Below are 26,739 nucleotides of genomic sequence, written 5' to 3'. Positions count from 1 at the left end.
GGCGGGCCAACCCCCAAATGCCAAAGGTTCGTTTGGATGTCGGTCCGCCGCGGTTACTTCGGGTTCCGGACGCAGCGGAAGCCGAGGCCGGGCACGCGGTACGTCTTCTTCGACCCGGCACGGCTCTTCACTCGCATCGAGTAGTAACTGCGGTTCCACCCGCCGCCGCGCAGCGAGCGCACGTAGCAATCGCCATGCAGTGAAGGGTGACTCTGCGGGCTCGGATCCGTGACGGTGCCCGAGGGGTACGGCACGTAGCAATCCGCCGTCCACTCCCACACGTTGCCTCCGAGATCGAAGATGTCACCGTCCGGCCAGGTCGTCTTGCCCTTGGGGTGCGCCTTCACCTCGCTGGTGCCGCCTCCGTGGCAGCCCACGTCGCCGGCGGGATCGAGATGCGGCGAGCCCCCCGGCGTGAAGTCCGCGAGCTCACAGCTGGGCTCGGTGTCGCCCCACGGATACTTGCGGCCGTCACCATGACCCGACGCCCACTCGAACTGCGCCTCCGTGGGCAACGCCTCGCCGCGGTACTCGCAGTACGCGGTGGATTGCTCGAAGTTCACCATGTTGAGCGGGTGCTTGTCGCGGTGATACTCCTCGCGGAAGTTGCTGTTGAGATCGCGGAGCTGCGGCACGGTGCACTTGCCGGCGTCCATGCACTCGCGATAGGCGGCCACCGTCACTTCCGTCGCGTCCATGCAAAACGGCTGCGTCAGGATCACGGTGTGCGCTTGGTCGAAGGCGCCGGCCGCTCCGCGCCCCATGGTGAAGCCCTTGGGTCCCGTCGCCGGCACGTACACCTCGCCTTCGGGGCACGCCGGCACGCACTTGCCGCCATCGCAACGTTCGATGGAGCTGCAGCCCGGATCACAGCTCGCTTCGGGCGCCGACGCGCTGGGCGCGGGCGCCGCGCTGGCCGGCGCGGCGGCTTCGTCCTGCGCCGCGAGATCCTCGTCCGTCGCCTGGTGGCAGGCCGGCAAGGCCAGCGCGAAGAACCAAAGCCAGCGGCTCATCCGTCCACTCCCGGACGCTTCTTGGGAGAAACCGGCATGCACGAGAGCTCCCCCGGCGCACCCACCTCGCTACCGCCGGTGGCGGCGGACAACAGCTTCAGGTGACTGCGGAATTGGGTCTCCCGGGCCTCCTTGACCTTGCCCTCGAAGGGCATCGGGACGTGGCCCAGGATGTGATAGGGGCACGCCTCGGCTTCGATGCGCCCATCGCGGTGATAGGTCACACGCGCCATGAAGCTCGTGCCGGTCCACGGGTAGTCGCTGTGCATCGCGAACACCAGGTTACCGAGACTGTAGAAGACTGGGCGAGTTTGGGACCAACCCACGCCGTGCGGCACGTGGGGATGGGAACCGAAGAAGCCGTCCACGCCGGTGCTCATCACCGCGCGCACGAAGTCGCGGGTCCACTGCATGGGGACCTCCACGTACTCTCCGCCGCCGTGGTAGCTGACGAGCACCAGGTCGTACTCCTTCTTCGCCCGTCGGAGCTGCTTCTGTAAGTTGTCGAAGCTGGCCCAGGCCACGTAGAAACGCCCCTCGTGCTTGTCGAAGGGCCCCTGGTTCCAGATGTGGGTCACGCCGAAGATGGCGACGCGCCAGCCCTTGATGGTGAGCACCGTGGGCTCGTAGGCGGCGTTCGGCTTGCGGCGCGCCCCGGTGTACGCCACCCCCGCGCGCTCCAGGTTGTCGAAGGTCTCGAACAACGCCTTCTTGCCGTAGTCCCAGGAGTGGTTGTTCGCGAGGCTCACCAAATCGATGTGGGCGGCGCCGAGCACGTCCGCGCCGCCGGGCGGGCCCGTGAAGATCAAATGGTGCTTCGGCGACTGGGTCTCGCCGTTCTGGTCACTGAGCTGGGATTCCAGGTTCACGGCCCGCAGATCCGCGGTGGCCAGCAGCGGTGCGATCTCGGAAAATGGGTCGTACTTCGGGTTCTTCAGGATCTTCTGGCCTGCGCCGCGGCCCAGGTTCACGTCGCCGCCGAACAGAACCGTCAGCTTTTCCGCGGGGGCCTCGGGCGCGGCCTTCTCGGGGACCGCGGGCTTTACCGCGGGCGGCACCACGCTCGCTGCCGGCGCCGGTTGCTCCTCGGGCTGTTTTCCATCACAGCCGAGCAGCAACGCCAGTATGGCGAAGAGCGTGAGCGCAAGCGGGCGGAACATGCCGCGAAAGCATGCCAGACCCAACGCCAATACGCCCATTTGGCGGCTATCGGGGGACGTCCCGCCGAGTGCCGGGCAAGACTCCATCGCTGACGTCGTCCAAGGTGATACTTCCCCGCGACCACAGGGTGCGTTCCACCATGGCTCGCTGCAGCGCGAGCAGCGCGCGCTCGACCTCCGGCCCCGCATCGCCTTCCAGAACGCGGAGAGCTCGCGCAATGGCTTCCAGCGTCGAGAGACCCGAAGGGTGCGCTTCGGAGCGAAGGCGATACTTCGACGGTTCGCCTACGGGAAGGCCGACGCAGGGCACCTGGCCGAGACCGGCGACGCGCTTTCGCACCTTGGACGCTTGGCGCCAGTTGCCGTCCGGCACGATGAGCGTCACGGGGCGATCGTCCCGCGGGAGGCGGGCGAGGGGCACCGCCTCCGGATCCGGAAACAGCAGCAGCGGGCGCGTGTCGGCCCGCCACGTCAGCGTGTCGCTGGGTGCGCCTCTTCGACCTCGCACGACGATCTGACTGTTGGGCAACGCCTCCATCGCCAGTCGCCCCGTGTTCGTCGACTTGCGAACCTCGAAGCGGTGCATGACGAGCATGACGTGCGTCCGGGTCGGCAGACTGGGAATGAACTCGCACACGCACAGACTCATGTGCATGTGGCAGCGCACGCATCGGCTCGCGCTGTTGGCTCGCCGGCTCATCTGCTTCAGTCGCCGCCGCCGGCGTCGTGCTCGAGGGCGAACACCACGCGCGTGAACGCCTTGCCGCACGCAGGCAGCTTGTACGCGACGCCACCCTCGAACAGCAGGTTCCCAGGGCGCAAGCCGGTGGTGTGACTCGTGTTGTACTGCGTGCACCACACGCGACCGTTATGTTGGATCTGGATGTCGATGCCGCGACTGGAGACCAGATCCGGCGTCGTCACGCTGAGCGCGACGTTTTGCTCCTTGGGGAACGTCGTGGCCGGGTGCGCAGGCGTTCGGAGCGGTGAGCACCAAAACTGTTGCTCCCCGGAGCGCCGCGTACACACGCGCACGGAGGAGCCGAGGGTCGCGGACGGATCGGCGTACAAGGTCGTGGCGCGCAGCGTCCAGCTCGCCTGGGGATCGAGCACGCAGGCGCCGTTCTGGCACTTGGTGCCGTCCCAGCTGCAGTCCCCACATTCCGGCTCAGGGGCATGCGCGGGCGGCGCCACCGGCATCGGTGCCGGCGGGGGAGCGGTGACCACCGGTGGCGGCGCCGGGGTGGCGACCGGCGCCGGCGCGGCGGATGAGCTCCCGAGAGTCCAGAACGCCACGAACGCGACGATCACGATGGCCGCAACGACCAGCAGCCCGAGGAGCACCACGAGAGTAGCTCCACCACCAACCCACCAGAGGACCTTGGACGAGCCGCCACTGCGCGGCGCCGCAGGCTGTGGCGGCATCGCCGCGTAGGGCCCCGCCGGGGGCACCGGCACTGGCAGCTCCGCGGGCGGAGCGGGCTGAGCTTCCAAGAGCTGTGTCTTTCCGCGACTCATGACCCGTCAGGATACGTGGAGCTCCATCATCGCGTCGAGCTTGTCCTATCCTTGGCTTCATGCTCCGCGCCGCCGCCGCCCTCGCCGCGCTGACGTTCCTCTCGGCTTGCTCCGGGAGCGACGACACGGAACCGAAGAAGTCATTCGACTTCAGCGTGGTGACGTTCAACACCGGCACCACGCTCGGCCTCCCCTTCGACGGCGACTACACCTCGGACAACGCCGCGATCACGGACCAGTACTACGGCAACGGCCTTTCTTGGAAATCCGTGATCGCCGACACCCGCGCGTTCTTCGATGGCCTCTCGCCGGACGTCGTCGGCTTCCAGGAGATCTTCTGGCCGGGGGATTGCGCGGCCATCCCCGCCGAGGACAAGGCCGGCTACGTGTGCGACGGCTGGAAAGACGGCGACCCCACGGTGACGGAAATGGTGCTGGGCGCGGGCTATCAGGTCGCCTGCCACCAAGGCCACCCGGACAAGTGCTTGGGCGTGAAAAAGAGCTTCGGCAGCATTCGGGGCTGCACTGCGGATCTGTGCCTCGATGGCCTCGATGGCGCCGAAGTGACCGGCTGCGGCCACGGCTCACGCCTGGGGCGCGCCGTGGTGGATCTCGCCGCCGGCGGGGAAATCACGGTGGTGAACGTGCACGGCAACTCCGGCCTCGCGCAAGCAGACCAGGACTGCCGCGCCCAGCTGTTCGCGCTGGTGTTCGAGGACCTGGGCAACGGCGAGCCCGCCGCCAATGGAGCGCGCAACGTGATCTTGGGAGACTTCAACACCGATCCCGGACGCAACACCGACTTCGACGAGAGCGCACAGCTCGTCGTGAAGCACGTGGGCGACGGCAAGCCCTTCCACTTCGTCACCGACGTGGGCCCCGAGGCCCCGCCCACCTACGCCGGCTTCTTCGACATCGACCACGTGATCAGCGACGCCTTCGACGGCAGCTGTTGGACTGCGGGCATCACGGACGGCCACCCCGCCGTCACGGAGACCGTGTACTTCGATCACAAGCCCGCGGTGTGCACCCTGAAGTGACGGCGGCACCACCCGGAGATGGTGCCGCTCCGTCTGCGCAGGGTCAGGCCCAGGCGCGGCCGTTGCCGCCGTTCGCGGGCGGATTCAGATCCGTCTCGCGGTCCCCGAGGATGGTCGCCTTCTTCTCGATCCAGCGAGTGCGGTCGTAGCTGTTGATGTTCTTGTTCAGCACCACCTGGAAGCAGGCGGCGTTGCCCTGCTGGGCAATGATGGACGACCAGGCCAGGAAGAAGTGCCAGATGCGGAACCAGCGGTCGCCGTAGGCCGCGGTGACGGCTTCACGGTTGCTGAGCCAGTTGTCGTGCCAGTGGCGAATGGTCCACGCGTAGTGGGTGCTCACGTTCTCCATGCTGTGGCTCTCCCAGCCGGCCTTTTCCATGGCGCGCAGCATGGCCGAGGGGCTCAAGCTCGCGTCGGCACCGGGGAAGATGTACTTGCCCATGAACATGATCCAGATGAAGTCCTCGGCGCGGATACCGCGGCGAAGCCCCGTCCACTGAAGCAGGAACAAGCCCTCGTCCGTGAGCAAGTCCCCCACCTGCTCGTAGAAGCTGACCAGGTTCTTCACGCCCACGTGCTCGACCATCTCGAGGCTGACGATCTTGTCGTACTTCTGCTTGGGGATGTCGCGGTAGTCCTTGCACAGGATGCGCGCGCGATCCGACAAGTCCCAGTCGGCAATGCGCTTGTTGCCGAAGGCCGTCTGGTTCTCGGAGATGGTCACGCCGGTGGCGTCCACGCCGTAGTGCTTGGCGGCGTGGCGGGTCAGCGTGCCCCAGCCGCAACCGATATCGAGCAGGCGCTCCCCGGGCTGCAGCTGCAGCTTCTTGCACACCAGGTTCATCTTGTTGTCCTGGCCCTGCTCCAGGCTCTGGCCGCGGTTCTCGAAGAACGCGCTGGTGTAGACCATGCGCTCGCCGAGGAACCAGCCGAAGAAGTCGTCGCCCCGGTCGTAGTGCTCGCGAACGATGCGCTCGTCCTGGCTCTTGGAGTGGATGGTCGCCTCGGGGACGAACTTGGTGATGGCCCAGCGGAAGTGTTCGCGGGTCAGGGTGTTCTTCACGTAGGAATCGCGGTCGTTCAAGAACGCGTAGATGTCCCCCGGAATGTCGATGTCCCCGGCAAAGTACGCTTCGTAGAAACGCTCCATCGGGACCCGCTTGCCGGCCCACTTGCGCTCCAGCGCCTTGTCGTTGAACACCACATGATCAGTAATCGCCATTGTCGCCTCCGAAGCGCAGCCCCCGAATTGGAGCGCGACCCTTCACCGAAACCGCTCCGCACGCGAGCAGTTCCTGAATTTGTAGAGATCTCGCGGTGTAACGCCGCGATCCGCGGGCGTCCGGGTGGCTACTGCGGCCCGCAGGCTCAGCTTTGAGGCGGCGCGAGCTCTCTCGCGCGACGCGTCGTTTCCGCGGCGTACCGACATCCAGATGCATCTTGATGTTGGTGCGGCGCGAATCCCGTCAGGATGGCGACGACGTTCCGAGTTAAGGTAACGGCATGTTGCACAAGCCGTCTTTCTTCGTATTCGTGCTCGCTCTGGCCACCGCCCTGGGCGTCGGGTGTGGCGGCGGAGACGACGCGGGAGTCGCCGGCAATTGCAACTGCGGGCCGAACGAGATCTGCAAGTCGAACAAGTGCGTGGCCATCGGGGACGGCGGCGCCGGCAGCGGCGGCACCGGGGGCGGCAGCACCATCGACGCCAGCACCGCGGATCTCGAGAGCATCACGGTGGAGCCCGCGTCCGCAGCGTTGGTCTCGACCAACGGCTCCACACCCACGCAGCAATTCAAGGCCATCGGCCACTACAAGGGCGGCGGCACGGCGGAGCTGTCGAACGCCAACTTCGATCTGGACCCCTTGCTGATCGGCACGCTGGACAACAGCGGCTCGTTCACCGCGGGCGGCGTGTACGGCGGCACGGCCACGGTGATCGCCACCAGCGGCAGCTTGAAGGGCACGGCCACGGTGACCGTGAGCGTCGAGAAGCAGCTGTACGAGAACGGCGCGCCCACGGACTCCGCGCAGAAGTTCGGATCGCCGACGCAGGATCCGACCAACGCCATCGACCTGGTGTACCCGCTGGACAAGGCGGTGATGCCGCAGAACGTGTACCCCGCGAACCTGCAGTGGGAAAACGGCGCCGCCGGGGACGTGTTCCGGCTCACCCTGAAGAAGCCGCACTACACGCTGGAGGCCTACGTACTGCACAGCGGCGCAGGCTTCACCAACAGCTATCTGGTCGATGGCCAGGTGTGGAGCGCGCTGGCGCAGTCGGACACCGACGACCCCATGACCCTCACGGCGGAGCGCTGGGACTCGGCGACCCAGACGGCCATCGCCTCGGCCAAACAGACGACGCTCACCTTCGCCAAGGCCGCGCTCACCGGCAGCGTGTACTACTGGGACATCACCGCCGTGCGCATCAAGCGCATCGACGACGGCGTGGGCACTGCCATCAGCTTCATGCCCACGCCGCCGGCCTCCGTGGGCGGACAGAACTGCGTGGGCTGTCACAGCGTGTCGAACAATGGCCGCTACATGGCCGGGCGCCTGGGCCCGGGCGAGAACATCGGCGGTGTGTTCGACCTCACCGTGGACCTGACGGCGGCGCCGCCGCCCACGGTGTTCCCGCTGAACAACGCGTCGCTGTCGAACAGCTCCGTGCGCTGGTGGTTCTCGTCCTGGAGCCCGGACGACAAGCGCTTGGTGGTGACCACGGACGAGGGCGCAACCCGCACGATGAAGGTGTACGACCCAATGGCGGGCACCGAGGTGGCCGTGACCGGCGCGCTGCCCACCGCAGCCACGCAGCCGTCGTGGTCGCCGGACGGCAAGAACATCGCGTACGTGTCCAGCGCCAACGCCTGGGGCGGACAGCTGACCTCGGGGGACATCTCGCTCTTGCCGGTGACGGGACCTGACGCCGTGGGTGCGCCGCAGGTGCTGGTGACGGGCGCATCCCTCGCCGGTGAGGTGCCGGCCGGCAACGCCGCCTGCTACCCGAGCTGGGCGCCGGGCTCGGATCTGATCGCCTTCGCTCACGGCAACGGCAGCCGCAGCGAGACGGATCAGTCCGCCCTGTACGTGATGAACGCCGACGGCAGCAACGTCCGCCGGCTGGACACCGCCAACGGCGGAGCGCAGACCACCGACAACTTCCAGCCGCACTTCTCGCCCTTCGATCAAGGCGGCTACTACTGGGTCAGCTTCTTGTCGCGTCGCGACTACGGCAACGCGCAAGCCGGCACCAAGGGCAGCGCCTATCAGCAGATCTGGGTCGCCGCGATCAAGAAGAACGCCGCACCGGGAGAGGACCCCAGCGCCGTCGGCTACTGGCTGCCGGGACAGGACGTGAAGAGCCGCAACATCGCGGCCTTCTGGGCGCCGCGCCCGTGTCGCCCCACGGGCGAGGCCTGCTCGGTGGACAGCGAGTGCTGCGGCGGCGATTGCCATCCGGACTCCACCGGCAAGCTGGCCTGCTCTCCGCCACCTCCGGAGAAGTGCCGCAAGTCCAACGAGACCTGCTCCAGCACCGGAGACTGCTGCCAGGGACTCACCTGCATCGGCAACGTGTGCACCAATCCGCCCCAGTGATTGCTCGCCGTGCCCGCGCCGAACCAACCAGATCCTGATGATGTCGGTTCGCCGCGGAACCTCCCGCCCCGTCCCTTCAGACTCCCTCGACCGTGGTTGGTCGTGTTGCTCGGCGTCGTGCTGACACCAGCGCTTGCGGTTCTCTACCGTCGCGCGACAGAAGACCCGCCGCACCATGAGGTTCGCTCGTCGCCCGCTCGGGAGCTCGAGCTGGTGTACGCTCCGGGAAACACAGACGGCGACGAACTACCGACGTCGCCTCCAAACCCCCCGAAGCTGTCGCGCCGCGAGCGGATCGCCGCGGTATTCGCCAAGCGCTACGCGGCCCGCCACCATCAGTGGTTGCCCAAGGAGAGCAAGGCGGATGTGTGCCTGACCCACACCGGATACTTGGTCACCATCGGCGACGCCCTGCGGCCCTGGAACGACACCACGACCTACGTCTTCCTGTCGTCCGACTTCAAGCTCCTCGGGTTCGAACCGGGCCAAGACTGGTGTGACCTGGAAGCCGAGGATCTCCCTTGATTCAGTGTCGCCACGGGGCGCTACTCGGCGCCGGCGTCGAAGGCCAATCGCAACCTGAGCCGATCCGAGCCCATGGACATCTGGGGGTTGGTCCGGCGCGAACCCCGTCAATTTCTGGAATTCCACGGCGCCCTCGACGCAAAATGACGCCGTGCGCCGCGCTCTTCTCCTCGCCGCGCTGCTCGTCGGCTGTGCCGCGGGCAGCGGGGCCCGCTCTCCCGTAGCTTCGGACTCGCCGATTGCCCCGACGGCGCAGCCCGCGCTCGCGGTGCGCGCCAGCGAGGACGAACCCGCGGAGCCGCCCGCTCCGGAACCCACGCTGGAGCAGAAGCTCGACGCCTTCTTCGGCGGCGACGCCTATCCACCGCCCATCGATCCATCGCCCAACGGTCGCATCGGCAGCATGAACTGGGGCACTTGGATCCAGCCTGCTCCGCGCTCCGGCTCGTTGCCCCTGGGCAGCATTCGTCCAGGGGACAGCTTGGCGCTCTCGTCGGCGGACCCCGTGACCGGTCAGGGACGCTGCCGGAGCTTCGTGCAGGTGGAGGGCGGCTACGTGTGCGTCGGCTCCCGCTCCACGTTGGACATGACGTCCCCCTGGATGCAGGCCGGACGCTGGACCACGCCCGCGCCGGGACCCATGCCCTACCACTACGCCCTGAGCATGAACGCGCCCATGCTCACGCGACCGGTACCGGAAGACGAGTTCGTGTGGAAGGTGGGCAAGCGCGATCGCAAGAAGATGCGCGGCTGGAACGCGGGGCACGACGAGCTCGCGGTGGACGAGCCCATCACGCCCAACGGGCCGATGCCGGAGTTCCTGAAGGACGGCGGCATGACGCCCACGGCCTGGGGCAAGCCGGGCGGCGTCTACAAGAAGCGGATCCCCTACGGCTCCATGCTCGCGTACACCCGCGCCTTCGAGGCCTTCGGCCGCACGTGGGTGCTGTCCACGGACATGAGCGTGGTGCCCGCCGAAGGGCTCAAGCGCTTTCGCGTCTCGGAGTTCCACGGCGTGGAGCTGGGGGGCGACGTGAGCTTGCCCATCGCCTGGATCCGAAAAGAGCCGCGCCAGAAATGGAAGAAAACGGACGGCGGGTTCGAGCCCACGGGAGAGAGCTGGCCGGAAAAGCACTGGGTGGCCCTCACCGGCGCGGAAGAGAAGAGCGGCAAGGAACGCTATCTCGAGACCCGAGAGCCCGGCATCTACATCGCCAAGCACGACGCTTCCGTGGTGGAACGGCGTCCGAAGCCGCCCTGGGAAACCAAGGGCACCGGCAAGTGGATCCACATCCGTGTCACGCGCGGCACGCTGACCCTGTACGACGGCCCCAAGCCGGTGTTCACCACGTTGATCTCACCGGGCCAGAAAGACGCCACGCCTTACGGTCGCTACTTCGTGGAGAGCAAGCACCACGTGAGCACCATGACGACGGAGAGCGGCGAGCCGCGGCGCTTCTGGATCGCCGACGTTCCATGGACCATCTACTTCAAGCGACCGTACGCCATTCACGCGACGTACTGGCACGAGGATTTCGGCCAGCGTAAGAGCGGCGGTTGCGTGAATCTGTCACCCCTCGACGCCGAGCGCGTGTTCCACTGGGTAGAGCCGGCGCTGCCAAAAGGTTGGGGCAGCGTGCAGCAAGTCGGCCCCGGCGGAACCTTCGTGCTGGTCGAAGGCTGACTGGCGATCGCCGCCGGCGGCCAGGCGCCGTCGCCACCCTGAAGCCGGACAAAGCTCGGCGAATCGCGGCGGCGCCAGCGGGCATGGCGTTCGCTATGGGCGGCCGACATGAAGACCCGAGCCCTCGTTTGCATTGCCGCCCTGTCCACCGTCGTGCTGGCCGTGACCGCGACGCTGCTCGCCCCCGAGGGCGAGCGGTCCGCGCCGGGCATCGCGCCGTCAAAACCCCAAGACCTGGAAGTGGAGCGCCCGGCGATCCCCAAAGCGCACGTGGTGTATCTGGACGAGATCCGAATCGTCGCCCCCAAACCCGCTTGGCGGAAGGCGCAGCCAAAGCCGCCGGCGCCCGAGCCGAGGCTGGTTCCCTGCTCCGGATGGCGCGCGCTCGGCCCGGTCTACAGCGCGCCGGCGGGAGCGGTTCCAGCCCAGCGCCACGTGCGGCTCATGTGTCCCGAAAGCTGACGCTGGCCGCGGTTTCTCCGGGCATTCGGCCAGTCTTCGCCGATTGGGCTCCGTACGCTACATTCGGGGTTCGAGAGGCGCGCCGTTGGTCGAGTCCGAGCACCCATACGAGACCGTCACCGAGCTCGCCAGCGGCGACTTCGGCACGCTGAGCGTCGGTCAAGGCGCTGGGCGAGTGGTGTTCCTGCGGCGCTTTCCGGGCAAGCCGCCATGGAACGCCGCGCAGCTGGACGCGGCCGCGGCGGCTTCACGGCGCGCGAAGCCCATCCATCATCCGAACCTGCTCGCCGTCGTGGACGTCCATCGCACGCCGGGCAGTCTGGTGGTCACCACGGAGTACGTGGAGGGCGTGCCCCTCAGCGTGTTGATGAAGCGCGCCGAGCAAAAGCACTTCCGCATTCCCGTGCCGGCGGCGTTGCGCGTCGCGGAGGAGCTGTCGCGGGCGTTCATCGCGGCGGACGAGCTGTGCCTCGAGCAGCCGGAGCCTTGGCTCGTCGCCGGAGTGCATCCGGAGTGCGTCCTGGTCTCCAGCGGTGACGACGCGTTGATCGCCAACCTGGGGCTCACGGGCCTCACGCGGCCCTTCGGCCATCCGCGGTTGGACGCCTACCGCGCACCGGAGCTGCTCTCCGGGCGCGAGCTGGCGAGCGACAACGCTGCCGTCTACAGCGTGGGGCTGATGGTGTGGGAGCTCTTGGCGGGGCGCGAAGCCTTCGACCAGAGCAGCCCGAACGCCACTGCCGAGTCCGTGCTGACCGCCGCGCTGTCCGGCAAGCTGCCGCGGCTGCCGGACGACGTACCGGCTTTGCTCCGCGAGATCGTGTTGGAAGCCGTCAATCCCAAGCCGTCGGAGCGGTTTCCCAGCATGAAGGCCCTGAGCGACGCCCTCACGGCGGTGCAGGAGAAGCGGCGGCCCGGCACGTTGATTCGCCTGATGACGGAGCTGGGACAGGATCTGCTCGACCGCCAGCGGGGCTCCATCGTGCGCAGCAACGTGGCGCCGGCCTCGTGGCGTCCGACGGTGCACGCGCTGCAGGTGCCACCGGAGATCCCGCGCGCACCCAAGCTCATCGGGCTCGCGGCTTACCAACCCCAGGACGCGGACGGACCGTCGGACTCGGCGCGCTCCGTGGATTCGCTGCTGGGCAAGAAGACTCAACCCGAGCCCATGCGCGTGGACGTTCCCGCGGCGGCTCCCTTGAGCGCAGCGCGGCCGCCCCAGGCCACGGAGCCGCTGCTGCTGGTGCACAAGGACACCCCTGCTCCCAAACCGACGTCGTCGCCATCGGTCAACTCGGCCCTGGCGCTGGACGCAGACCCGGACTTCCGACCGTCCCGTCGCTGGGGACCCTTGTTGATCGTGCTGTTGGTGTTCGGCGGCGCCGTGGCCGTGGGCGTGCTCGCGTTTCAGCGACACCTGCAGCAGAAGGAGAGTGACGACCGGCCGCTGCCCGCGCCGCTGGGCGTGGCTTCGAACAGCGAGGAAGCGGGCATGGTCAGCAGCTCCGAGGATTCCGGGACGGAAGCGCTCCCGGCCAGCGCAGCGACGACCCAGCGCCGCTTCCAGCGCCCGGCACGACCGCGAGGGAAGGACGCCGCACCCCAAGCTTCGGAGTCGGCCCCCTCCGCCAGTGCGGCACCGAGTGCCGCGCCCGAGCCTTCCACCACCAGCGACAACCCCTACGCCGAGCCGCCGACGCCGGCGCCCACCACCAGCGTGGACCCCGTCCTCGGCTACTGAGCCGTCGGGGTGACGTCCCTGGCATTTCGGGGTAAAGCCCCCCGGCCATGAAGATTGCAGTCGTTGGAACCGGCTACGTCGGGCTCGTCGCGGGGGCGTGCTTCGCCGACGTGGGCGTGGACGTCGTGTGCGTGGACGTGGACGAAGCCAAGCTCGAGCGCCTGCGGGCGGGTCAGGTGCCGTTCTTCGAGCCCCGGCTGGAAGATCTCGTCCAGCGCAACTACCCGGACCGCCTGCACTTCGACTCCAACCTGGCCGAGTCCATCGCCGGCCGTTCGGTGGTGTTCGTGGCAGTGGGCACGCCGCCCGCCGAGGACGGCTCCGCCGATCTCGGACACGTGCTCAAGGTGGCGGAGGACGTGGCCAAGGCCGCGCGCCACGACCTGGTGCTGGTGCTCAAGAGCACCGTACCCGTGGGTACCAACGCGCGCGTGCGCGAGGTGGTGGAGAAGCACTCCAAGCATCGCATCAGCGTCGTGAGCAACCCGGAGTTTTTGAAAGAAGGCGACGCCGTCAACGACTTTTTGAAGCCGGATCGTATCGTCATCGGCAGCGACGACGATCACGCCTTCGAGACCATGAGCCGGCTGTATGCGCCGTTCAATCGGCAGAGCAACCGGCTGCACCACATGGCGCCGCCCAGCGCGGAGATCGTGAAGTACGCCGCCAACGCGCTGCTCGCGACCAAGATCTCCTTCATGAACGAGATCGCCCGCCTGTGCGAGATGGTCGGAGCGGACGTGGAGCACGTGCGGCTGGCCGTAGGCAGCGACGAGCGCATCGGCCTTCAGTTCTTGTATCCAGGCCTCGGCTTCGGGGGTTCCTGCTTCCCCAAGGACCTCCGCGCGCTGGTGCACACCGGGCGAGAGCTCGGCGTGCCGCTGCTGGTGGCGGAAGCCGCCACCACGGCGAACGAAGCGCCGGTGCAGAACATGCTGAGCCACATGAAGAGCGACCTCGGGTCGCTGTCCGGCAAGGTCATTGCGGTGTGGGGCATCGCTTTCAAGCCGAAGACCGACGACGTCCGCGAAGCGGCGGCGCTCAAGCTCATGCGTGGGTTGGTGGACGCCGGCGCCAAGGTGCGCGCCACGGACCCGGAAGCGATGGAAACCGGCCGGAGCTGGCTCGAGCAGCAAGGCATCCTGTCGTCCGTCACCCTGTTGGAGGACCCCTATGAGGCTTGCCGCGGGGCGGACGCGCTGGTGATCGCGACGGAGTGGATGCAGTTCCGAGCGCCCGACTTCGAGCGCCTGAAGGAGCTGATGCGGGGCCGACACGTCTTCGACGGTCGCAACGCCTTGGTGCCCGAATCCGTGGTGGATGCCGGCCTCGCGTACCGAGGCATGGGCCGCCCGGCGCGCGGCTGAGAGTGTGTCACTCCGCTACGGAGTGTGGCACTTCGAAACGTAGCTGACGCGGGCTTTCCGCGATCTCGGCTGGCATACGCCGTGCAGTCGAGTAATGCGTGATCGTCTCTTCCAACCCGGCCCCCGTCACGCGTTCCACCCGTGGGCGACTGCTCACGGACCGGCCGACTCGTGTGCTCGTAGCGGAGGACGACTCCGACTTTCGACGCCTGGTGGCCTGTGTGCTGGAGCGTGACGGACACGAAGTGACGGCCGTCGCGGATGGTCGATCGTTGCGCCAAGAGATCGACGTCGATGGGCATTGTCCGTGGGACGCCGTGGTGACGGACGTGTGCATGCCCGGCGCCACCGGGCTAGACGTCTTGTGGTCGCTTCGCGACGAAGACAAAGCGCCACCGATCATATTGATGAGCGCCTTCGCCGACGATTCCGTGCACCTCCAAGCCAGACGCTGGGGTGCCTTCGCGGTGTTCGAGAAACCCTTCGACATCGACGATCTCAGGACCGCCGTGCTGGCCGCCCTCGACGAATGAGCCATGCTGCTGACACGCAAGCTAACGCTGCTCATCTCGGTAGCGGTGGTCGTGGTCCTCTCGCTGGTGGGCGTCCTGCGGGTGCGTCTCGAGACGCATCTGTACGAGCAGGATCTCCGGCGCGATCACCACGTGTTGGGGCGGGCGTTGGCCGCCGCCGTCGCCGAAGCGTGGCGGCTATCCGGCAAACAGCGCGCGCTGGACGTGATCGCTCACGCCAACACCGAAGGCGGCCCGGTGGTCGTGCGTTGGGTGGATCCCAACGTTCGACGCGGCGAGTACGCGCCCAAGGCGCATGACCTCGGCAGCCTGACGGCCGGCGTCGAGACCCACCGCGTGCTGCGGGACGACAACGCGCTGGTGACCTACGAGCCGCTGCCCCTGGGGGAAGGCGCGCTGGAGCTGACGGAATCCCTGGGGGACGAAGCGCGCTACGTTCATCGAACCATCGGGAACACGGTGGCGGCCATGACGGCCATCGCCGCGCTCCTGATCTTGACGGCGTACGTGTTCGGAACCTGGATGGTGGGGCGGCCCATCCGAGCGCTGCGGGAGAAGGCGCGCGCCGTGGGCGCCGGGGACTTGGCGACACCAGTGGTGCTCGATCAGAAAGACGAGCTCGGAGAGCTGGCGGAAGAGCTCAACGCCATGAGCGCGGCGCTGGCCGCTGCCCGAGATCGAGCGCGAGTAGAAACGGCGGCGCGCATCGAGGCGTTGGAGCAGCTGCGCCACGCGGAGCGGCTCGCTACCGTGGGCAAGCTGGCCTCGGGCGTGGCCCACGAGCTCGGCACGCCATTGAACGTGGTGCTCGCCAACGCGAAGCGGCTGGAGCGAGGGGAAGTCAGCTCCCGTTCGGAAGTCGCGGCATCTGCCCGCGCCATCGAGCGGCAGACCGAGCGAATCTCGAACATCGTGCGACAGCTCCTCGGGTTCGCGCGACCTCGCGGTCCCGTTCGAGCGGATTGCGAGCTGCTCGAGCTGACTCGCGAGTCGGCACAGATGCTCTCGTCCCTGGCGGCGGAGCAAGGAGTGCGGATCTCCGTCGCGGGCGACGGTGTCCATGCTCCGGTGGACGCAACGCAGCTCCAGCAGGTGCTCACCAACCTGATGATCAACGCGGTCCAAGCCATGCCGGGCGGCGGGACGGTGAGCGTGATGGTCGCCAAGGAAAGCGAGGACCACGTGGCCATTTCGGTTCGCGATGCAGGGCGCGGCATCCCGGAAGAAGTTCTTCCCCATCTGTTCGAGCCGTTCACCACCACCAAGGACGTGGGTGAGGGAACCGGGCTCGGGCTCAGTGTCTCCTACGGGATCGTACGCGACCACGGAGGTTGGATCTCCGTCGACACCAGCCGCGAGACGGGCACCAGCTTCACCGTGCACCTGCCCACCCGCGTGTCGAGCGCGACCCAACGAGTCAAGTTGACTCAGGGACAGAGCGCGAAATCCCGAGAAACTGCGTGGCACGATGAGTGCAACAAGGATCGCGCCCATGCCTGAAATCCAAAGCTGCGTGCTGCTCGCGGAAGACGACGGCGAGCTCAGAAGCCTCCTCGCTCAAGCGCTGCGGCGGGATGGGCATCGAGTGATCGAAGCCTCGGACGGCTCCGAGCTGCTCGAACAGATCGCGTCGGACTTCGTGGACGAGGGGGGTCTGGCGGGGATCGACGTGGTCGTCTCCGACATCCGCATGCCGGGATGGACGGGCATGAACGTGCTGTTCGGGCTGCGCAATGCTGGTTGCGAGGTTCCGGTGATCCTGATCACCGCGTTTGGAGAACAGCAGACGCACGACACGGCCCGAAAACTGGGCGCGGCGTGCGTCCTCGACAAGCCCTTCGACATCGACGTCCTGCGCCAGACGGTGGCGCGGGTGTTGGCGGAGGAAGCAAGAGCCCCGGGAGTCATCTTCCCTGGTACCAAGGAGAAATGAATACATGTCGCTGTCGAAAATCGGTCCTCTCTTGCTAGCGGCTGGCATGGCGATCCCCGCCACCGCACTGGTGACGACCTCGGCCCATGCAGCCAAGGCGGCAAAGACGGCTCACAAGTCTTCCAAGAAGAGCCATCCCAAGGCCAAGAAGACCACGCACGGCGCGAAAGCCAAGAAGTAGCGCCGAGCGAGCGAGGGGCGACGGCTCGTCGGCTGGGTGCCGGCGAGCCGTCATTTTCATTTCAGCCGCGAGCCTTCGCCAGCAGCGTCTGGTGCTTGCCTTCACCGTAGCCGAAGGCGTCCTTCAGGGCGCGCACCGCCAGACCTTGCTTCTCCCCGATGCCGCCGCCCTTCCACGCCACGGCGCAGGCCACCAGGTACACCGCATCTCGCAGCTCGGGGTCCGAGACGATCTCCGCAATTTCCGCGAACCGCGCCTTGGCGCCTTCTTCCTCCACCGCGCCCGCCACTCGATCGAGCATGTCCACGACCTCGTCGGCGCTCACGCTGCGCTCCGTCAGCTCCACCAAGCCTTCCACGATCTCTCCGCGCTCCTCGTCGGAAACGGAGCCATCCGCCTGAGCAATGATGTAGGCGGCTTCCACCAACGCCCCCAACCACATGGCGCGAGCCTCTAGGGCGCTCTGCTCGGCTTCCTGGGCCTCGGCCTGCTCGACCATCTGATTGAACGCCGGAATCTCCTGCACCGCACTCTTCACGTTCGCCAGACTCTTTTGGATGCCCATGGTCGTCTCCTTTTCGAGCTTCGGTAACGAGCCGCCCGAGGCGCGTCAAGCGCGCCCGCGGCGCCATCCGTAGTCGCGCGCCCGGGGCCGCGGTGGGGCGTTCACCAGCTGCTGCACGATCATGATCTTCTGCCAGATCTTGCGAGAAAGCCCGGTGGTCAGGTTCTCCACCTCGTCCACGGCGCCAAGCACGACAGGGTCGGCGAAGCCCTGGACGGTGAGCGCACCGACCTTGCTCACCAGAGCGAACATCTCACTGCAATAGTCCAAGTAGCGGAGCAGCTCGAAGTCGCTCATGCTCCGCACCGGTGACGACGGCGTGGGTCCCGCGCTGGTGAGCTGCTCCGGATCCTTGGTGAGCTGGTGCATGTCCACGATGTGAGCCAATGCGCGCAGCTGATGGACGACGCCGAGCGCGGTGCGGCGCTTGATGCGGCCTTCCAACGTGACCAGGAACGCGACGCCCGTGCCCAGGAAGAACAAGCTGCCGAGCAATGCTTCCACGGTTTGAATCAGATCCGAAATGGCGCGGATCTGGAAGTTGAGTCGCATCTCCGGAATGAAGACGAAGAGCACCAGCAGAGCGCTCAGGATCAACAGCCCCACACCCACGCGCAGGAGCAGATTGGGATGCTTGAGCTCCAGCGTCCGAGCGTGGGCGCCCTCGGCTACGCCGTGGAGCTCTCGCGCCACCTTGGCGAGACCCGCCTCCGGAAACCGCTCCTCGATGCGGCGCGCCAGCCGCTCGATGGTGCGGATGATCTCCTGAGCATCGAGCCGCTGGTACCTACCGCCGGCCATTCAGTCGCTGAGCGTTTGAAGAAGGTTCGCCAGGTCGTCGGCGTGCTCCTCCTCCATCTTGAGGATGTCCTCGATCATTCGCCGGGTGGTGGGGTCGTCGTCTCCGAGCCAACGGATGATTTCCGAGTAGGTCTCGATCGCAATGCGCTCCGCGACCAGGTCCTCTTCGATCATCTTCTTGAGCGTGTCCCCCTCGGCGTAGGCGGCGTGGCTCCGGGTCGCCAGGCCCTCCGGGCTCAGGTTCGGCACGCCACCCAGCTGAGTGATGCGCTGCGCGACCCAGTCGGCGTGCTGCTGCTCCTCGTTGGCGTGCTGCAGGAACTCCTGCGCCACCGGCTGAGCGTTGATGCCACTGGCCATGAAGTAGTGGTTCTTGTACCGGAGCACACACACGATCTCGGTGGCGAGAACGTCGTTCAGTACGTCGATGACCTTCTCGCGGTCCGCGAGGTACGCGCCGGTCACGGCGCCGTCGGACATCTTTTCTCGCGCGCGCTTGCGGATGGCTTCCAGGTCGGTCTTGAACGGCTGCTTCATGCAGTCTCGACTAGGACCGATCCGTGCGCGCCGCAAGACTCAGCCGGGTGCCAACACCAAGGCCCCCAAGGGTGGCAGGTCCAACAAGAACGACTGCCCGCGCCCGTGGATGGGAACCGGCTCGGTGTGGACTTCCTTCTTGGTGGTGAGCTCGCTGCCACCGAACTCCGAATCGTCCGTGGAGAGCAGCTCTCGGTAGCGCCCCGCAGATGGAGCCCCGATCCGATAGTCCGGCCGCGGCACGGGGGTCATGTTCATCACCACCAACACGTGCTGGTCACCCGCCTTCCGCAGGTAGGACATCACGGAGTTGGCGCTGTCCGCGGCATCGATCCACTCGAAGCATTCGTGACTCGGGTCGTCCCGCCACAGAGCCGGCGTTTCCAAGTACAGCTTGCCCAAGCGTTCGATGAAACGCATCAATGCTTGGCGTTTGGGATCGTCGAGCAGGTGCCAATCCACGCTACCTTCGTGGTTCCACTCGCTCTCCTGGGCGATCTCCGTGCCCATGAACACGAGCTGCTTGCCGGGCCGCGTGTACTGATAGGCGAGCAGCAAGCGCAAGTTGGCGTGCTTTTGCCACTCGTCTCCGGGCATCTTGGAAACGAGCGAGCCCTTCCCGTGCACCACTTCGTCGTGGGAGATGGAATTGATGAAGCGCTCGTGGAACTCGTAGATCATCGCAAAGGTGATCTGATCCTGGTGGTAGCGGCGATGCACCGGATCCAGCGCGAAGAACTTCAGCGTGTCGTGCATCCAGCCCATGTTCCACTTGAAGGTGAAGCCCAAGCCACCTTCGACGGCCGGCCGGGTGACCCCACCCCAAGCCGTGGACTCCTCCGCCACGGTGAAGGCGCCCGGCACCTCTTCCGTGATGATGTGGTTCACCGCCTTCAGGAAATCGATGGCCTCGATGTTCTCGCGACCACCGTACTGGTTGGGGACCCACTCGCCTTCCTTGCGGCTGTAGTCGAGATACAGCATGGAGGCCACGGCATCCACGCGCAGGGCGTCGATGTGGAACTCTTTCAGCCAGTACAGAGCGTTGGCCATCAGGAAGTTCCGCACCTCCGCGCGGCCGTAGTTGAAGATCAGCGTGCCCCAGTCCGGGTGCTCGCCGCGACGTGGATCGTCGTGCTCGTAGAGCGCGGTGCCGTCGAAGCGGCGCAGGGCGAAGTCGTCCTTCGGGAAGTGGGCCGGCACCCAGTCGAGGATCACGCCAACGCCGTGCTGGTGGCAGTAGTCCACGAACCAACGCAAGTCGTCCGGGGATCCGTAGCGACCCGTGGGGGCATAGTAGCCGGACACCTGGTAGCCCCAAGAGCCGTAGAACGGATGCTCCGCGAGGGGCATCAGCTCGATGTGGGTAAACCCGAGCGAGCTCACGTGACGAACCAAGGGCTCGGCGATCTCTCGATAGGAGAGCGAACGGTTGCCCTGTTCCGGAACTCGACGCCAGGAGCCCATGTGCAGCTCGTAGACGCTCATCGGCTCCCGCTGGGGGTCGCGCTTCGCGCGCGCCGTCATCCATTCGGAGTCGGACCATTCGTGGCGCGTCTCCGCCACGATGCTCGCCGTCTCCGGCGGCACCTCCAGTTGACGCGCGTAGGGGTCCGTCTTGATCCTCAGCGCGCCGTCCTGGGTCTTGATCTCGAACTTGTATTTCTGCCCCTCGAGCACACCAGGAACGAACAGCTCCCACACGCCGGATCCACCCAGGGTCCGCATCGGCATCAGGCGACCGTCCCAGCGGTCGAAATCGCCGACGACGCTCACACGTCGCGCGTTTGGCGCCCACACCGCGAACGTGGTGCCCCGCACGCCATCCACTTCCCGCACATGGGCACCCAGCACCGTCCACAGCTTCCGGTGATTGCCTTCGCCGAACAGGTACAGGTCCATCTCGCCGAGGGTGGGCAGGAAGCGGTACGGATCGTCGCGCTCCCAAGTGCTTCCGTCGTCGAAGCGAAACACCAGCCGATACGACAGCGGTCCGCTTCTTTCGGGGAGAAATGCCACGAACAGCCCGTCCCCCACCGCACGCATGGGGCAGACTTCCCCATCGACCACGCAGTCGCAGCCCGTTGCATCTGGGTGAAAAGAGCGCACCACGGTGCCCTTTCCGTGCGGATGGGCCCCCAAGAGGGAGTGCGGATCGTGGTGCTCGCCGCGGGCCAAGCGCGCGCGAGCGTCGGCATCACCGGTCATTTCCGGCTCGATTCGTGTGCTTTGATCAGTCATGTCCGTTCCGTGCGTAGATCACGAGCGTGTGCTCGGCAACCGAGCACGCTTCGTGCCAGCTCAGCTCTCGCTCAACGCGCGGCGATCACTACTCGGCCATGGTGTGGCAGCCGCCACAACCAAAGCCCTTGCCGGTCTCCGGATTGAACGGCTCCTCGCCCAGCGCGGATGCCATCTCGGGGACCACCTTCTCCATCATGAACTTGGTCATCTTGGGTGACTTCTTCATGTGCTTGGCAAAGTGATCCTTCGTGCTCAGCTTGGGCAGGGATGGATTGGGCATGTCGAACTTGCCCTCCTTCGCGCCGGCCCCGTGACACGTGGTGCATCCGAACTTCTCGAACTTCTTGCCGTCGAACTCTTTGAACAGCGCGCCCATCTTCGGCACCACGACCGTCTTCATCAGCTCCACGCGCTGATCGTGATTCATCGTCTCCCAAGTGGGAGCGGCGGGCTCGGGAGTGGGCTCCGGGGCGGGCTCGGGTTCCGGGGCAGGCTCGGCGGTCATCGTGGGCTCCGGCGGCGGAGTGGGCTCCGGCGTGGCGGGCTCGGGCTGGCCTCCACCACAAGCGGCACCGAGCAGCGCAGCGAACACCAGGGCCGACGAACGGATCGAAATGACGCGCATGAAAACCTCCGGCTTCGCGGCTTAGCGAAGCTGGCTAGGGGTGTAAACAGGGGACGCTAATCCGCGCAGCTTTCGAAGGACACCGCGAGCTTCGGACGATCTGCGGCGGTGGCCGATTCCCGGCTCGCAAAGTGCAAGCGTTCGCCGTTCAAGACGTTGTCGTTCTCGTCCTTGACCAACCACCCGAACGGCGCGGTGTCGATGACATCGGTGGTCACGTCCCAACCCACCTGCGTCCCCACTTGAGTGGATCCGTCCACGACCTGGAAATCGACGGGCACGGCCATGAACTCCCCACCGCTGACCCACGAACTCTGGCCATCGTACTTGTTCCAGGACGCGGACTCCGTCCAGTCTTGTGCCGCTCGGTGCACGCCCACGTCATGGGAGGCTCCTTCGTTGAGCACGAGGGTGAGCTCGAGCGTGGCGTGGGTTATCGCCACGCCGGCGGGAATGGATGACAAGTCGAAGCGCACCAACGCGCGGTGACCTGCGCCCGGGCTGAACGCCCGCAGCTCCAAGACGTCTTCGCCGCCGTGGGTGGAGTTCGGCGGCACGTTCGCGATGTAGGTATCCGCCGTCGCCTCCAGAGTCACGGTCTGCGTCGGACAGCCGCCGTCGCTCCCCGCCACGCCACCACTACCTGCGGCCCCCGCTTCCCCACCCAAACCTCCGAGCCCAGCGCTACCACCCCCACCCACACCGCTGCCCCCTTCCTCAGACACGCGAGGTGGCGTCTCAGGGAACAAGCTGCAGCCGGCGGCGATTCCGGCGAGGAGCACCCACACCTTTCGCAAGGCGCTGATTATGACACGGAACATCCGTGCGCCCCGGGGTGGAAAGTCGGCGCAGGCTCCCGAGCGGCGGTATAGTTCCCCCGTGCGCAACACCCCCGCGACCTGGCCTGGCCGCAGTGTTCCGCCCACCCGGGGCTCGGGCGAGGCGAGGCACTATTCCCTGGTCTATCGCGATCGCGAGATCCCTTTGGCGCGGGGTGAGTTCGTGATCGGTCGCAGCCGCAGCTGCGATCTGGTCGTGCAGGACATGCTCGTGTCCCGACGTCACGCTCGCCTCTTGGTGTCGAAGGACGCCCTGTTCGTGGAGGATCTGGGAACGCCCAATGGCGTGTACGTGAACGAGATGCCGGTAGCGGGCGCCGTTCCCCTGCGCGACGGCGATCGCTTGCTGGTGGGCACGCAGGAAATCAGCGTGAGCGCCTCGCCGGACATCTCCGATCGCGAGACCGCGCCCCCTCCCGCGAACGTGGGTCCTCGGCCGCCCGCGCCGCTGACGGAGCGGGAGATGCCGATCGTGGAACCGTCGCCGCCACCGCAACCCGTGGAGGTTTCGTCCTCACACCCCGGGTTCGACGGCGAAGAGACGCAGCGCACGGAGAAGCAGGACGGCCTGCTGGTGATGGCGCGCCTGGCCGATCGCATGATCTCCATGGGTCGCAAGGAAGCAGCGGTACGCCTGCTCGACGAGCACTTCTTGGAGATCGCTTCCAAGGCGCGCCAAGGTCGAGTGATCCCGCCCGACGTGCTCGAAACCGTCGGCTACTACGGCATGAAGCTCGCGGACTTCACCCGGGACGGGAAATGGGCGGACCTCGCTCTCGAGATCCACACCCTCGCTCGCCGCCCGCTGCCCTTGAAGGCCATCGACCTGCTGGAAGCGGACGTGGTCAAGCTGCCCAGCTTCGACCTCACTCGGCTTTCGGAATACCAACGTGCGCTGCACGACGGACTGCCGCAGCTCTCGCCCGCGGAACGAGCTCTCGTAGAGCGCATCAGCCAAATCGTCCCCGGGTAAGGCCGTGACGTCGGGGGCGCCCGGTACGGATTTCACGAGCCGGCTCACGGTCGCTGGCACTCGGCTCGGTCGCTATGTCGTTGGACCGCGGATCGGCTCTGGAGGAACGGCGTCCGTGTACCTCGCCCGCTTGGCGGACAACCCCGAGCAGCTGGTCGCTCTGAAGGTCGTGCACGAACACCTGGCGGACGAAAAGGAGTTCATCCACCAGTTCTTGGACGAAGCCAACCTGCTGCTGCGCTTGAACCATCCGAACATCGTCAGCGTCCACGAGCTCGGCCGCGAAGAGCAGACGCTGTTTTTGGCCATCGAGTACCTGGACGGCGAGCCTCTGTCCCGCCTCTACTCTGCCTTGCGGCGCAGGAACCAACGCCTCGAGCCCGATCTGATTGCTTGGATCGGTGCTCGTGTTGCGGAGGGGCTGGACTACGCCCATCGCCTCACCGACGAGCAGGGCCAACCGATGGACCTCGTGCATCGCGACATCAGCCCCCAGAACGTGTTCTTGACCATGGATGGTCGCGTCAAGCTCATCGACTTCGGCATCGCACGGGCCGCGGGGCGGATAGCACAGACCACGATCGGCAAGATCAAGGGCAAATTCAGCTACATGGCGCCGGAACAGGTGCTGAGCTCGGAGTTCGACCATCGCGTCGATCTGTTCGCGCTCGGAGCCACCCTGTACGAGGGCGCCGTCGGCTCGCGCCTGTTCGCCGGCTCCGACGAAACCGACACGCTGCACAAGCTGCTGTTCGAGGAAGTTCCCGACCCACGCACCCAGGTTCCGGACTTCCCGGACGAGCTCGCGCGCATCTTGGGCCGCGCCCTGGAGAGCAAGCCGGAGGAGCGCTATGCCACGGGTCACGAGATGGCGCGGGACCTGGAAGCGTTCCTCGCCACGCGTAGCGTGACGGACGCGCCCGCGCGGCTGTCGCAGTTGTTGGTCTCGCTGTTCGCCGAAGATCGCCAGCGGCGCACGGAGTCCATTCGTGTGCTCAAGGAAGCGACGGTGGAGCGCAACAGTGGTGTCACGCTGGCGCCCCCGGCGCCGCGACGTTGGCCATGGCTCGTAGCCGCGGCGGCAGTGGTGCTGGTGGGCGCAGGCATCGCGCTTTCGACTCGAAGCACTCCGAAGCTGACGACCCCATCCGCGTCAGCGGCTCCGGTCGCGACCACCGTCACCTTCGAAGTCACGCTGGATCCCCCGGTGGAGGCTCGCATCGTCGTCGCCGGCAAGCCGGTGACGGGAACCCCCGCCCGCGCCACGCTGCCCAAGAGCGACGCTCCCGTGACGGTGTCGGTGAATGCGGAGGGCTATCGCCCCGCCAAGCTGTCGCTTCCCGCAGATCGCGATCGCGCCCTGATGGTCCCGCTGGCGAAGGTCGCCCCGCCACCCAGCGCAGCTCCCACGACCTCGGAAAGACCGAAGCACGGGGGTCCCAAGCCGAAATCCTCGGACTCGCTGGTCACCGATTATCCGTTTTGATGTTGGCGCGGCGCGAGCCCCGTCGCGTTTCGACGGCGGTGGTAACCTCGCGGCATGCGTAGCGCGTTCGTCACGGCCGTCACTGCGGCCGCCCTGCTCGTCGCGGCGCCCGCCGTCGCGGACGACGCGGAGCCCTGTACCGGCACGCCGGCTCAGTGCGGCAAGCGCGCGTTCCTCGCGGGCGTGAAGGCGTACAAGGCGGGGGACTTCGCGCTCGCCACGCGTCGCTTCAACGAAGCTTACGACGCGAAGCCGCACCCCGTCGTCCTGTTCAACCTGGCGCTCGCCGAGGCGAAGTCGGAAAAATACGTCGCGGCCACAGAGCACTTCGCGGCCGTCGCGGCCGACGCTCAAACGCCCAAGGCACTGCGACCCAAAGCGGAAGCCGAGCGCGACCGCGCGGAGCGCGCCACGGCGCGCGTGGAGGTGCAGGCCACTGGAAACACCGTGAGCGCCACCGTGGACGGCGTGGCCATGACCGGCGCTCCGCCCAGCACGCGCGTGGATCCGGGGCAGCACGACGTGCAGGTCACGGTGGACGGCAAACCCGCGCTGTCCCGCAGAGTGACGCTGGCCCGAGGCGAACGGCTGACTCTGGCGCTGAGCCATTCGCGTGAAGTGGTGGTGACGCGCGGCGGCGGCCCCACTACACCCAAGCGCGATCGCGGTACCCCGAGCCACGGGGTGAGCCCGGTGTGGTTCTACGCCGGCGTCGGCGCCACGGCCGTTCTGGGTGGCGTCACCGTGTGGAGCGCCCTCGACACCAAGAGCGCATTCGACGACTACGAGCGGGACTTGCCCGACCTGGACCAAGCTCAGGTGGACCAACGCGTGAACGACGGCCACGACAAGGAGCTGCGCACCAACGTGCTCATCGGCGTGACGGCGGCCGCCGCCGTGGCCACGGCGGCGGTGGGCGTTTTGCTCGTGGATTGGAGGTTGGGAAGCCAGAGCGCGGCGCTCTCCGTCACTCCTGGCGGCGCCACCCTCAGCGGTCGCTTCTGACGGAAAGTTCGAGTTTGGCGCCGGGCGCGTCAAAATGACCTCGGAACCCGTGGAGCGTCGAACCAAGGTGTGGCTGGGAGCGGCGGCGTTCGTCGTCGTCGGGCTCGTCGCGGGCGTAGCGTCGCTGCGACGCGCGCACCCCGAGCGCACGGCCTGGCCGGATCCCAGCGCGCCGTTGGTCGTCGCGCCGTTGAGCCTGCCACCGGCTTTCGGCACGCGGCGCATCTTCCTGGATGCCGGCCACGGCGCCCCGAACAACCCGGGCAACACGTCGGCACTGTGTGAGCGGGAGCAGGACTTCACCCGTAGCTTGGCGCGCGACGTCGCGGCCGCGTTGTCCCGGAGCGGACCCTTCGAGGTGCGCCTCAGCCGTAGCGGTGGCGAGCTGGTTCCCTACGCCGAGCGCGTGCAGGCCGCGCGAGCGTGGCACGCCGACGCGTTCGTCAGCCTGCACTCCGACGTGCGCGGCCGCTCCGAGCCATGGTCCCCCGCACCGGGACAGAGCTGCCTCCGAAACCACGACGCGCCGGGCTTCTCCGTGCTGTGGTCCGACGACGCGACGGAGCCGCTCCGAAGCCGGCGCAAGGCGCTGGCGGAGAACGTCGCCACCGAGCTCGGCGCGATGGGGCTCTTGCCCTATCGCGGCAAGGAGTACCACGCAGACTACGCCGCGGACGCCGGCCACGCCGGCGTATTCGTGGATCGCCATCCCCACGCGAATCGCATCTTCGTGCTGTGGCGGCCGTCGATGCCGTCGGTGATCGTGGAGACGCACAACGCGCGAGACGATCGCGAAGTCTTGCGCTTTCGCGAGCCCGCCACCCGGCGCGCCTTCGCCCGAGCGCTGGCTCGCGCGCTGGTACGTACCCTCACGCCCGCCCTCAGCGGCTGACGGAGCTCGACTCGC

General features: G+C 67.0%; 26 protein-coding genes. 15 read left to right on the top strand and 11 right to left on the bottom strand.

Annotation, left to right across the window (positions count from 1 at the left end):
- Positions 1 to 53: 53 nt before the first annotated feature.
- From H6717_35630 to H6717_35615, 4 genes are read right to left on the bottom strand one after another with little or no spacing between them, the layout of a single operon-like run.
- Complete coding sequence (locus tag H6717_35630) at positions 54 to 1,013, bottom strand: formylglycine-generating enzyme family protein (protein MCB9582422.1); 960 nt, start codon at positions 1,011 to 1,013, stop codon at positions 54 to 56.
- Positions 1,010 to 2,173, bottom strand: coding sequence for a CapA family protein (locus tag H6717_35625; protein MCB9582421.1), 1,164 nt, complete (start codon positions 2,171 to 2,173; stop codon positions 1,010 to 1,012). Before H6717_35625 ends, H6717_35630 begins: the two co-directional genes overlap by 4 nt.
- A gap of 46 nt (positions 2,174 to 2,219) precedes the next feature.
- Entirely contained in the window at positions 2,220 to 2,873 is a 654-nt protein-coding gene (locus H6717_35620; protein MCB9582420.1) for a DTW domain-containing protein, read from the bottom strand.
- A 5-nt stretch (positions 2,874 to 2,878) separates the two neighbouring features.
- On the bottom strand, positions 2,879 to 3,691 hold the full coding sequence (locus H6717_35615) for a hypothetical protein (GenBank protein ID MCB9582419.1): 813 nt from the start codon (positions 3,689 to 3,691) through the stop codon (positions 2,879 to 2,881).
- Positions 3,692 to 3,750: 59 nt separating this feature from the next.
- On the opposite strand from H6717_35615, the gene H6717_35610 reads away from it, so the two are divergent.
- Positions 3,751 to 4,731, top strand: coding sequence for a hypothetical protein (locus H6717_35610; protein ID MCB9582418.1), 981 nt, complete (start codon positions 3,751 to 3,753; stop codon positions 4,729 to 4,731).
- Between the two features lie 43 nt (positions 4,732 to 4,774).
- Here the strand turns inward: H6717_35610 and H6717_35605 are convergent, their stop codons facing one another.
- A complete protein-coding gene (locus H6717_35605) occupies positions 4,775 to 5,881 on the bottom strand; it encodes a class I SAM-dependent methyltransferase (GenBank protein MCB9582417.1) in 1,107 nt (368 codons plus the stop codon).
- Between the two features lie 1,595 nt (positions 5,882 to 7,476).
- On the opposite strand from H6717_35605, the gene H6717_35600 reads away from it, so the two are divergent.
- The 10 genes from H6717_35600 to H6717_35555 all read left to right on the top strand — a co-directional run bounded on the left by H6717_35600 (position 7,477) and on the right by H6717_35555 (position 16,757).
- Positions 7,477 to 8,331: a PD40 domain-containing protein gene (locus H6717_35600; GenBank protein MCB9582416.1), complete on the top strand. Its 855-nt coding sequence runs from the start codon at positions 7,477 to 7,479 to the stop codon at positions 8,329 to 8,331.
- A gap of 102 nt (positions 8,332 to 8,433) precedes the next feature.
- Complete coding sequence (locus H6717_35595) at positions 8,434 to 8,856, top strand: hypothetical protein (GenBank protein MCB9582415.1); 423 nt, start codon at positions 8,434 to 8,436, stop codon at positions 8,854 to 8,856.
- Positions 8,857 to 9,007: 151 nt separating this feature from the next.
- A complete protein-coding gene (locus tag H6717_35590; protein ID MCB9582414.1) occupies positions 9,008 to 10,540 on the top strand; it encodes a L,D-transpeptidase in 1,533 nt (510 codons plus the stop codon).
- A gap of 108 nt (positions 10,541 to 10,648) precedes the next feature.
- Positions 10,649 to 11,002 carry a hypothetical protein gene (locus H6717_35585; protein MCB9582413.1) on the top strand — a complete coding sequence of 118 codons (354 nt, stop codon included), beginning with the start codon at positions 10,649 to 10,651 and terminating at the stop codon, positions 11,000 to 11,002.
- 85 nt (positions 11,003 to 11,087) lie between these two features.
- Entirely contained in the window at positions 11,088 to 12,743 is a 1,656-nt protein-coding gene (locus H6717_35580; GenBank protein MCB9582412.1) for a hypothetical protein, read from the top strand.
- Positions 12,744 to 12,790: 47 nt separating this feature from the next.
- On the top strand, positions 12,791 to 14,110 hold the full coding sequence (locus H6717_35575) for a UDP-glucose/GDP-mannose dehydrogenase family protein (GenBank protein MCB9582411.1): 1,320 nt from the start codon (positions 12,791 to 12,793) through the stop codon (positions 14,108 to 14,110).
- Between the two features lie 98 nt (positions 14,111 to 14,208).
- On the top strand, positions 14,209 to 14,643 hold the full coding sequence (locus H6717_35570) for a response regulator (protein MCB9582410.1): 435 nt from the start codon (positions 14,209 to 14,211) through the stop codon (positions 14,641 to 14,643).
- Between the two features lie 3 nt (positions 14,644 to 14,646).
- Positions 14,647 to 16,143 carry a HAMP domain-containing protein gene (locus tag H6717_35565; GenBank protein ID MCB9582409.1) on the top strand — a complete coding sequence of 499 codons (1,497 nt, stop codon included), beginning with the start codon at positions 14,647 to 14,649 and terminating at the stop codon, positions 16,141 to 16,143.
- Positions 16,112 to 16,576 carry a response regulator gene (locus tag H6717_35560; protein ID MCB9582408.1) on the top strand — a complete coding sequence of 155 codons (465 nt, stop codon included), beginning with the start codon at positions 16,112 to 16,114 and terminating at the stop codon, positions 16,574 to 16,576. Before H6717_35565 ends, H6717_35560 begins: the two co-directional genes overlap by 32 nt.
- Before the next feature lie 4 nt (positions 16,577 to 16,580).
- Positions 16,581 to 16,757 (top strand): hypothetical protein, encoded by a 177-nt coding sequence (locus H6717_35555; protein MCB9582407.1) that lies wholly within the window; start codon positions 16,581 to 16,583, stop codon positions 16,755 to 16,757.
- 61 nt (positions 16,758 to 16,818) lie between these two features.
- Here the strand turns inward: H6717_35555 and H6717_35550 are convergent, their stop codons facing one another.
- From H6717_35550 to H6717_35525, 6 genes are all read right to left on the bottom strand, one after another.
- Positions 16,819 to 17,322: a hypothetical protein gene (locus H6717_35550; GenBank protein MCB9582406.1), complete on the bottom strand. Its 504-nt coding sequence runs from the start codon at positions 17,320 to 17,322 to the stop codon at positions 16,819 to 16,821.
- Between the two features lie 45 nt (positions 17,323 to 17,367).
- Positions 17,368 to 18,123, bottom strand: a complete 756-nt coding sequence (locus H6717_35545; GenBank protein ID MCB9582405.1) for a hypothetical protein — start codon at positions 18,121 to 18,123, stop codon at positions 17,368 to 17,370.
- Positions 18,124 to 18,660, bottom strand: coding sequence for a bacterioferritin (locus tag H6717_35540; protein ID MCB9582404.1), 537 nt, complete (start codon positions 18,658 to 18,660; stop codon positions 18,124 to 18,126).
- Positions 18,661 to 18,699: 39 nt separating this feature from the next.
- Complete coding sequence (gene glgB, locus H6717_35535; GenBank protein MCB9582403.1) at positions 18,700 to 20,868, bottom strand: 1,4-alpha-glucan branching protein GlgB; 2,169 nt, start codon at positions 20,866 to 20,868, stop codon at positions 18,700 to 18,702.
- A gap of 121 nt (positions 20,869 to 20,989) precedes the next feature.
- Complete coding sequence (locus tag H6717_35530) at positions 20,990 to 21,529, bottom strand: hypothetical protein (GenBank protein MCB9582402.1); 540 nt, start codon at positions 21,527 to 21,529, stop codon at positions 20,990 to 20,992.
- Positions 21,530 to 21,585: 56 nt separating this feature from the next.
- On the bottom strand, positions 21,586 to 22,254 hold the full coding sequence (locus H6717_35525; protein MCB9582401.1) for a DNRLRE domain-containing protein: 669 nt from the start codon (positions 22,252 to 22,254) through the stop codon (positions 21,586 to 21,588).
- A gap of 154 nt (positions 22,255 to 22,408) precedes the next feature.
- Between H6717_35525 and H6717_35520 the strand changes: the two genes are divergently transcribed.
- The 4 genes from H6717_35520 to H6717_35505 all read left to right on the top strand — a co-directional run bounded on the left by H6717_35520 (position 22,409) and on the right by H6717_35505 (position 26,724).
- Positions 22,409 to 23,341, top strand: a complete 933-nt coding sequence (locus tag H6717_35520; GenBank protein ID MCB9582400.1) for an FHA domain-containing protein — start codon at positions 22,409 to 22,411, stop codon at positions 23,339 to 23,341.
- A 115-nt stretch (positions 23,342 to 23,456) separates the two neighbouring features.
- Entirely contained in the window at positions 23,457 to 24,827 is a 1,371-nt protein-coding gene (locus H6717_35515; GenBank protein ID MCB9582399.1) for a protein kinase, read from the top strand.
- Positions 24,828 to 24,881: 54 nt separating this feature from the next.
- Positions 24,882 to 25,832, top strand: coding sequence for a hypothetical protein (locus tag H6717_35510; protein ID MCB9582398.1), 951 nt, complete (start codon positions 24,882 to 24,884; stop codon positions 25,830 to 25,832).
- Between the two features lie 34 nt (positions 25,833 to 25,866).
- Complete coding sequence (locus H6717_35505) at positions 25,867 to 26,724, top strand: N-acetylmuramoyl-L-alanine amidase (protein MCB9582397.1); 858 nt, start codon at positions 25,867 to 25,869, stop codon at positions 26,722 to 26,724.
- Positions 26,725 to 26,739 lie beyond the last annotated feature (15 nt).

The sequence above is a fragment of the Polyangiaceae bacterium genome, from assembly GCA_020633235.1.
Classification (GTDB): Bacteria; Myxococcota_A; Polyangia; order Polyangiales; family Polyangiaceae; genus JACKEA01.
Note: the sequence above shows the minus strand (reverse complement) of the source record. Positions and strands in the feature narration are given on the sequence as shown.